General features: G+C 57.8%; 7 protein-coding genes and 5 tRNA genes. 3 read left to right on the top strand and 9 right to left on the bottom strand.

From position 1 onward, the window contains the following. The 9 genes from rpmG to map form a co-directional block, all read right to left on the bottom strand. Nucleotides 1-94: 50S ribosomal protein L33 (rpmG, locus tag AXF19_RS13215; protein WP_084784843.1), on the bottom strand; the 94-nt coding region annotated here is incomplete at its 3' end. Nucleotides 95-232: 138 nt separating this feature from the next. After that, nucleotides 233-309, bottom strand: a tRNA-Met gene (locus AXF19_RS00200). Between the two features lie 6 nt (nucleotides 310-315). Beyond that, a tRNA-Thr gene (locus AXF19_RS00205) sits at nucleotides 316-391 on the bottom strand. A 9-nt stretch (nucleotides 392-400) separates the two neighbouring features. Then, a tRNA-Met gene (locus AXF19_RS00210) sits at nucleotides 401-476 on the bottom strand. A gap of 7 nt (nucleotides 477-483) precedes the next feature. After that, nucleotides 484-569 (bottom strand) — tRNA-Tyr (locus tag AXF19_RS00215). Nucleotides 570-585: 16 nt separating this feature from the next. After that, nucleotides 586-661, bottom strand: a tRNA-Met gene (locus AXF19_RS00220). A gap of 120 nt (nucleotides 662-781) precedes the next feature. Beyond that, complete coding sequence (gene pfp, locus AXF19_RS00225) at nucleotides 782-2,044, bottom strand: diphosphate--fructose-6-phosphate 1-phosphotransferase (protein ID WP_066843437.1); 1,263 nt, start codon at nucleotides 2,042-2,044, stop codon at nucleotides 782-784. 277 nt (nucleotides 2,045-2,321) lie between these two features. Continuing rightward, a complete protein-coding gene (locus tag AXF19_RS00230; protein ID WP_066843440.1) occupies nucleotides 2,322-3,596 on the bottom strand; it encodes a DEAD/DEAH box helicase in 1,275 nt (424 codons plus the stop codon). Further along, a complete protein-coding gene (gene map / locus AXF19_RS00235) occupies nucleotides 3,593-4,465 on the bottom strand; it encodes a type I methionyl aminopeptidase (RefSeq protein ID WP_066843443.1) in 873 nt (290 codons plus the stop codon). The genes AXF19_RS00230 and map overlap by 4 nt, the downstream gene beginning before the upstream one ends. A gap of 171 nt (nucleotides 4,466-4,636) precedes the next feature. Between map and AXF19_RS00240 the strand changes: the two genes are divergently transcribed. The 3 genes from AXF19_RS00240 to AXF19_RS14475 all read left to right on the top strand — a co-directional run. Further along, nucleotides 4,637-5,467, top strand: a complete 831-nt coding sequence (locus tag AXF19_RS00240) for a polysaccharide deacetylase family protein (RefSeq protein WP_442983809.1) — start codon at nucleotides 4,637-4,639, stop codon at nucleotides 5,465-5,467. A gap of 105 nt (nucleotides 5,468-5,572) precedes the next feature. After that, entirely contained in the window at nucleotides 5,573-5,773 is a 201-nt protein-coding gene (locus AXF19_RS00245; RefSeq protein WP_066843449.1) for a hypothetical protein, read from the top strand. 284 nt (nucleotides 5,774-6,057) lie between these two features. Then, the coding region (locus AXF19_RS14475; protein ID WP_237141634.1) for a methyl-accepting chemotaxis protein at nucleotides 6,058-6,735 on the top strand (678 nt) is incomplete at its 3' end.

Consider the following 6,735-nt stretch of genomic DNA (forward strand, 5'->3'; position numbering starts at 1 on the left):
ACTCCAGACGATCCGGATTGTTCTTCTTGTTCTTGTTCGTGCGATAGTTGCGGCTATGGCACTCCGTGCACTCCAGCGTGATGTTGTTGCGCATGAATATCCACTCTCCTCAATAAGTTCTTTGGAAACGACTTTTACCAATTTATCATACTTGGAAAATGCTGTCAACGTGTGCCGCGCATTTTCACAAAAAAGCATAAAAGAACCCCCAAAGCGGGGGTAATCTACAAAATGGTGGCGGCACAGAGATTTGAACTCCGGACACTGCGGGTATGAACCGCATGCTCTAGCCAACTGAGCTATGCCGCCGTTATATGGAGCTGATGACCAGGATTGAACTGGTGACCTTATCCTTACCAAGGATACGCTCTGCCGACTGAGCTACACCAGCGCACAGACTTGGTTGCGGGGACAGGACTTGAACCTGTGACCTTCGGGTTATGAGCCCGACGAGCTACCGACTGCTCCACCCCGCGATGAAAGTGGTGGGCAGGGATGGATTCGAACCATCGTAATCCGAAGATGACAGATTTACAGTCTGTTGCCTTTAACCACTCGGCCACCTACCCATGAGATCTATGAAATTGGTTGCGGGGACAGGACTTGAACCTGTGACCTTCGGGTTATGAGCCCGACGAGCTACCGACTGCTCCACCCCGCGATAACCTTGCGCGCACTGCGCTAACAAGACGATATTATACGACAAAGGAGACATCCCGTCAATACCCTAAATAGAAAAATGGAGCAGAATTTTTCTGCTCCATCGTGTTGCATCTCTATGTTATTCAGCGGCGTCGCCGTCAAAGAGGTAGGCATAGCGCTCCTTGAACTCCTCGTGCGTCATACGGTAGGCGTTTGCAAGCCCCGGATCGTCGAGGTCGCCCTTCTCAAGGCGCATCATGAAGCCGCGCGCAATCTGATAGTGCACGGAGTTGATGTTGACCTTGCGCACCTTCGTCTTGCCCGTCTCGGGGTCGCGGATCTCATCAAAGCGCATGGGCACCGCCTGATTGTCCTGAATCGTGATGATCGCGCCCGAGTCGCCGCTCATGAGGAACTTCACGGCAGAGTAGCCGAGGGAGCGGCAGTAGTCGATGTCGTACGCGATTGGCGCCGTGCAGCGCAGCTCGTAGCCGATCTCCTTGTCGATGACGGAGATCGTGATGCCGAGCTTCTTCGTCTCGGCGAGTACCGCCTGCTTGAGGATTTCGCCGAAGTCGAGTTCGCTGTAGCGGATGTGTCCGTGCTCATCCGTGACGACGTTGCCGAGCTTTGCAAAGTCCTCCTCAGCAATCTTCTCGATAACGCCCTCCGCAATGACGGCGACGCCGTAGTTGCGGCCAGTGAGGTAGCGCTTCACAATCGAGCCGACAATGACGTCGACGACCTGCTGCAGGGGAATCTTATCCTGCGCGAACTCCTCGGGGATGATGGTGATTGCCGCGCCCGCGCTGCGCCCCATGCCGAGCGCGAGATGTCCCGCCGTGCGCCCCATGGCGATGGTGAAGTACCAGCGGTTATTCGTCGTGCTCGCGTCCTCCATGAGGTTCTCGATCTCCATCGTGCCGAACGCGCGTGCCGTCTCGAAGCCGAATGTCGGAACGCCCTCGGGCAGCGGCAGATCGTTGTCGATGGTCTTCGGGACGTGGACGACGTTGATCGTGCGCCCCATCTTGCGGGCATATTCGGAGACTGCCATCGAGCTGAACGCCGTGTCGTCGCCGCCGATGGTGACGACGTGGGTCACGCCCAGCTCGGTCAGCGTCTCGACGACGGTGCGCAGGTCGGATTCCTTCTTCGTCGGGTTGAAGCGTGACATCTTGAGGATGCAGCCGCCCGTCAGGTGGATGCGGCTGATGTTCGCGGGCTCGAGGCGGACGTAGTTCTTCTCGCCGCGCGCGAGGCGCGAGAAGCCGTCATAGATGCCGAGCACATCCCAGCCGTGGCGCGTCGCCTCGCTCGTAACCGCCGAGATGACGCTGTTGATGCCCGGCGCGGGGCCGCCCCCGCAGATGATCGCAATGACCTTTTTGATCCCAATCATGAATATGCCTCCTCTTTGGAATTATCTATACAATGATAGATTCGACGAAATGAATTGTTTTCCTGCTCTATGGAAATTTTTGGCTCGCTGTCATGCTTTTGTCAGTGTTGCCCATGCGCTCAAAGCGCCCCTTCCACCGCTGTCGCGGTTCCCCTCCCCCGTGTCGCACGGGGGAGGCTTGGGAGCACGGCATATTAGCTTCCCCCGTCGCAACGGGGGAAGTGGCGAACGCAGTGAGCCGATAGGGGCGCTCGTGAACAGCCCCTTATCATAGAACTCAGCGCCGCTTGCGGCTACGCCGTCCGATATTCGTGACGGTCTTGCCCGATTTCTTGCTGCGCGGCTTCGACTTTGCAGATTTCGGCGCGCTACGGCGCTTTGCATTGTGCGGTGGGCGTGCCGTCTGCCGCGCCTCTCCCTCTGTGGGGCGCGGGCGCGGCTTTTTCTTCACGGCATCGCGGCGCAAACGCTCTTTGAGTGCCGCCTCCATCTTGCGCAGCTTCTCATGCTGATGCGCCGCAACGAGCGTGATCGCCTTCCCCGTTGCGCCCGCGCGACCCGTGCGTCCGATGCGATGGATGTAGTCCGTGACGGTCGGCGGCAGGTCGTAGTTGTAGACGTGGGTCACGCCCTCGATGTCGAGTCCGCGCGCGGCGATGTCCGTTGCGCAGAGAATCTGCAGCTTTGCCTCACGAAACTGCCGCAGGACAAAGGCGCGCTGCGTCTGCGTGAGGTCGCCGCTGAGGGCATCCACGAGGTAGCCGCGGTGCGCGAGCTCCATCATGAGGGCGCGCGTGCGCTCCTTCGTCGCACAGAACACCATTGCAAGATAGGGCGCCTCCTCGTTGATGGAGGCGCAGAGGCGGTCGAGCTTCGCCCCCTCGCTGACGGAGAGCACAACCTGCTCGACATTCGAGAGCGTCGTCCGTTCGCCCTCGATGCGGATGTGCGCGGGATTCGTCATGAACCGCTTCGTGAGACGCACGATCCGCTCGGGCAGGGTCGCGGAGAAGAGTGCAAGCTGATAGTCCTGCGCTGCCGTATCGAGCAGTGTCTCCACGTCCTCGATGAAGCCCATCTTCAGCATTTCGTCCGCCTCGTCGAGGACGATCTTGTTTACGCTGCCGAGGACGAGTGTTCCGCGCCGCACATGGTCGAGCAGACGGCCGGGCGTGCCGATGATGAGCTGCGGCCGGCGGCGCAGCTTCTCCTTCTGCCGCTCGATGTCCGCGCCGCCATAAATGACGATTGTGCCGATACCGAGCCCTGCACCGAGCGGCTCCGCCACGCGTGCGATCTGTATCGCAAGCTCGCGCGTGGGCGCAATGACGAGCGCCTGTGCCGCCATGCCCTGCGGCTTGATCTTCGCGAGGAGCGGCAGGAGAAAGGCAAGCGTCTTGCCCGTGCCCGTCTGCGCCTGTGCGATGACATCGCGTCCCGCGCGCATCGGCGGGATCGCCTGCTCCTGCACGGGTGTCGGCTGCAAGATGCCCTGCTTTTTGAGGAGGGTGACAAGCGTCTCCGACACGCCCAGCTGATCGAAATGCGTCATGATGAAAGCACCTCGGGGCCGTTCTCCGTGATGAGGATGGTCTTTTCCCACTGCGCTGAGAGCGTGTGATCCTTCGTCCGTACCGTCCAGCCATCGTCTGCATCGACAGTTACATCGTAGTCGCCCGCGTTGATCATCGGCTCGACCGTAAAGACCATGCCGGGCACCATGAGCATGCCCGTGCCCGCCTCGCCCACATGCGGAACGAACGGCTCCATGTGGAAGTCCTTGCCGACGCCGTGTCCGCCGAGTGCCGTGACAACGGAGTAACCGTTTGCGTGCGCCCAGTCGCCGCACGCCGCACTCACGTCGCCGAGGAAGTGCCACGGACGCGCCGCCGCAATGCCGCGCTCCATACACTCCCGCGTCACCTGCACCAGCCGCTCTGCCGCTGCGGGCACCTTGCCAACGAGGTACATACGCGAGGCATCCGCATAGTACCCGCCGAGGATGACCGTTGAGTCGACGTTGACAATGTCCCCCTCCTTCAGCACATCCTTCTTCGACGGGATGCCGTGGCAGACCACGTTGTTGATCGATGTGCAGATGCTCTTCGGGAAGCCCTCGAAGCCGAGACAGGCGGGAATCCCGCCGCGCTCCACGATGTAGTCATGCGCCGCTCGGTCGAGCGTCTCCGTATCCACACCCGGACGCACGAGCGTCTCCATAAGGTCGAGCACACCGTCGTTGATGACCGCAGCGCGACGGATGCCCTCGATGTCCGCTGCGTTGTTGATGATCTTGCGCGGCGGGCGCACCTGCCCCCTCAGCACATCGTAGCGGATGGAGGCGACGCGCTCGTCAAAGTCCGCGTGACATTTCTTGTATTTCTTTCCGCTGCCGCACCAGCAAAGTTCGTTTCGATTCATTCCTTCGCCCCTTTATACATTGTTACTACCTCTGCATTATAGACCGAAAACACATTTTTTTCAACGCATGATTCAATCCCCCGCACTTGACATGACGGAAGCAATAAGCTACACTTATCACGTTATTTGTTCTGTTCCATAAAGAAGGTAATCTGATTGAAATTCGCTCGTATGCGGTTCTTGTCCATACTGCTCGCCCTATTCGTACTCCTCCTTGCCGGCGGCATTATTCTAATGCAGACGGCAAAAGGTGTTCCCGTTTTGAACTATCATCAGGTCGAGGAGAAGAACGGTAACCCGCTCACCCTCTGGCCCGACCAATTCGAGGCGCAGATGGCATATCTCGCCGACGAGGGCTATACGACGATCACCATCGACGAGATGATGGATGCTCTCGAAAACGGAACGCCCCTGCCCGAAAAGCCCGTTATCATCACATTCGACGACGGCTATGCGGACAACTACGAGTACGCCTACCCCATCCTCAAAAAATACGGATTCAAGGCGACCATCTTCCTCATCTATGATCTCACAAACACCTATCCGAACTACCTAACGTGGGAGCAAATCAACGAGATGAAGGAATCGGGGCTCATCCACTTTGAGAGCCACACGATGACCCACGCGAATCTTGCGGAACTGACTTCGTACGACGATCTGCACCACGAGATCGCGGACTCGCATGACCTCCTCTCGGAAAAGCTCGGCTACGATATGCACTACATCGCCTACCCCGGCGGCCGCGTCAATGCGGAGATCGAGGAGATCACGCGCGCAGCCGGCTACCGTGGGGGCTTCACCGTACACTACGGCCTCTCCACGCCCGAGGAAGGATGCTATCAGATGGATCGCATCCCCATCTTCGGCGCGAATATGCACACACTCACGCGCTTCAAGCTGCGCCTTGCCTTTGCCCCGCTCATCGCCCCCCTTGAGGATCTGCGCCTTGAACTGCGTGCCTGCGGTCTCACATGGCTCGCCAACTGCATGCTCATTCCCTAATGAACAACTGATATTTTTCGCAAAAATCTGTAAAAGAAACGGGACAGCACGAAAAAAATATGCTATAATGCTTCTATTGGTTATTGTGTTTAAGGAGGGCTTTTCATGGATTTTGAAGCACTGGTCAAGGCAAAATTTGATGAAGCATACGCAGCGACGGAGCATCCGAAGAAATTCTTCCTCACGGAGAACGGACGCGGCGTCGTCGATGGCGGTGAGATGTATAACGCCGTACTCCACGATGTACTTGATGTCGTCCAGAAGGCGATGGTCGGCATCCTGAAGGATAGCCATCATACACATTGACAACGGGATACAGAGAGAACCGTTCGGTAGCGCGTCTGCCGACGGTTCTTTTTTTCTCCTCCACGGATAAAAAACAGCGACACAGAACGCAATTTACTCTTTTCAAGCATACACCGATTATGCTACAATAACTGCGTCGAGACTAGGCGGAACATCCTAGGGGAAAAGATGTTGGCACCGCAAAGAACCGCTCGATACTGCATGACAGGAGGGAAACGTCGAGATTGTACCGTTTGTTATCAAACTATTGGTAATTGACAAACACTTAAAAGGGAGGACGTATTATGTTTTTTTCATCGCGAAAGGATGCCAACGAAAGACCGGCACCGGTCTCCACGCAAGGAGAGACAAAAGAGCTGGAAAACTATCTGCGCACGCTGCTTGACGGAGATCTGAGCAAACGACCGCCGGTACTCAAAGATCCCGGTATGCAGAACGTCGCTCGCCTCATCGAACAGTTTGCACAGCAGCGGCGCGAGACACTGACCGGGTTGTCACTCGATATCAATCAGTCCGTCTACGATATTGTACGTGCATCCGCGCAGCTGAACGAGCTGGCACGCGAGAACCGCATTGTGGAGACGAATGTCAAAGAGCTGCTCGATGCGGTGAACTCGATGACAGAGGACATCGTCCACCTCGCTGAGGCAACCTCGGAGACGGCAGATCAAACGGGGCGCGGAAAGGATGCGATGGATCTCGCACAGACGAGCATTCAGACGGTCGCGCAAGAAACGGGCACCGCGCAGACCGGACTCACGAGCATGACGCAGGATGTCAAGAGCCTCCACGAGCGCACGGCGAGCATCGACAACCTTGTCGTCACGGTCAACAGCATCGCCGAGCAGACGAATCTGCTTGCGCTCAACGCCTCTATTGAGGCTGCCCGCGCAGGCGAGCATGGACGTGGTTTCGCCGTCGTTGCCGATGAGGTGCGTAAGCTTGCGGAGCAGTCGAAGAAC

The sequence above is a fragment of the Selenomonas sp. oral taxon 126 genome (assembly GCF_001683335.1).
GTDB lineage: Bacteria > Bacillota > Negativicutes > Selenomonadales > Selenomonadaceae > Centipeda.

Bases quoted from the DNA above. Each gene is read 5' to 3' on its own strand.
- AXF19_RS00240 (WP_442983809.1), top strand. From the start codon at position 4,637: ATGCGGTTCTTGTCCATACTGCTCGCCCTATTCGTACTCCTCCTTGCC.
- AXF19_RS00245 (WP_066843449.1), top strand. From the start codon at position 5,573: ATGGATTTTGAAGCACTGGTCAAGGCAAAATTTGATGAAGCATACGCA.
- pfp (WP_066843437.1), bottom strand. From the start codon at position 2,044: ATGATTGGGATCAAAAAGGTCATTGCGATCATCTGCGGGGGCGGCCCC.
- map (WP_066843443.1), bottom strand. From the start codon at position 4,465: ATGAATCGAAACGAACTTTGCTGGTGCGGCAGCGGAAAGAAATACAAG.
- AXF19_RS00230 (WP_066843440.1), bottom strand. From the start codon at position 3,596: ATGACGCATTTCGATCAGCTGGGCGTGTCGGAGACGCTTGTCACCCTC.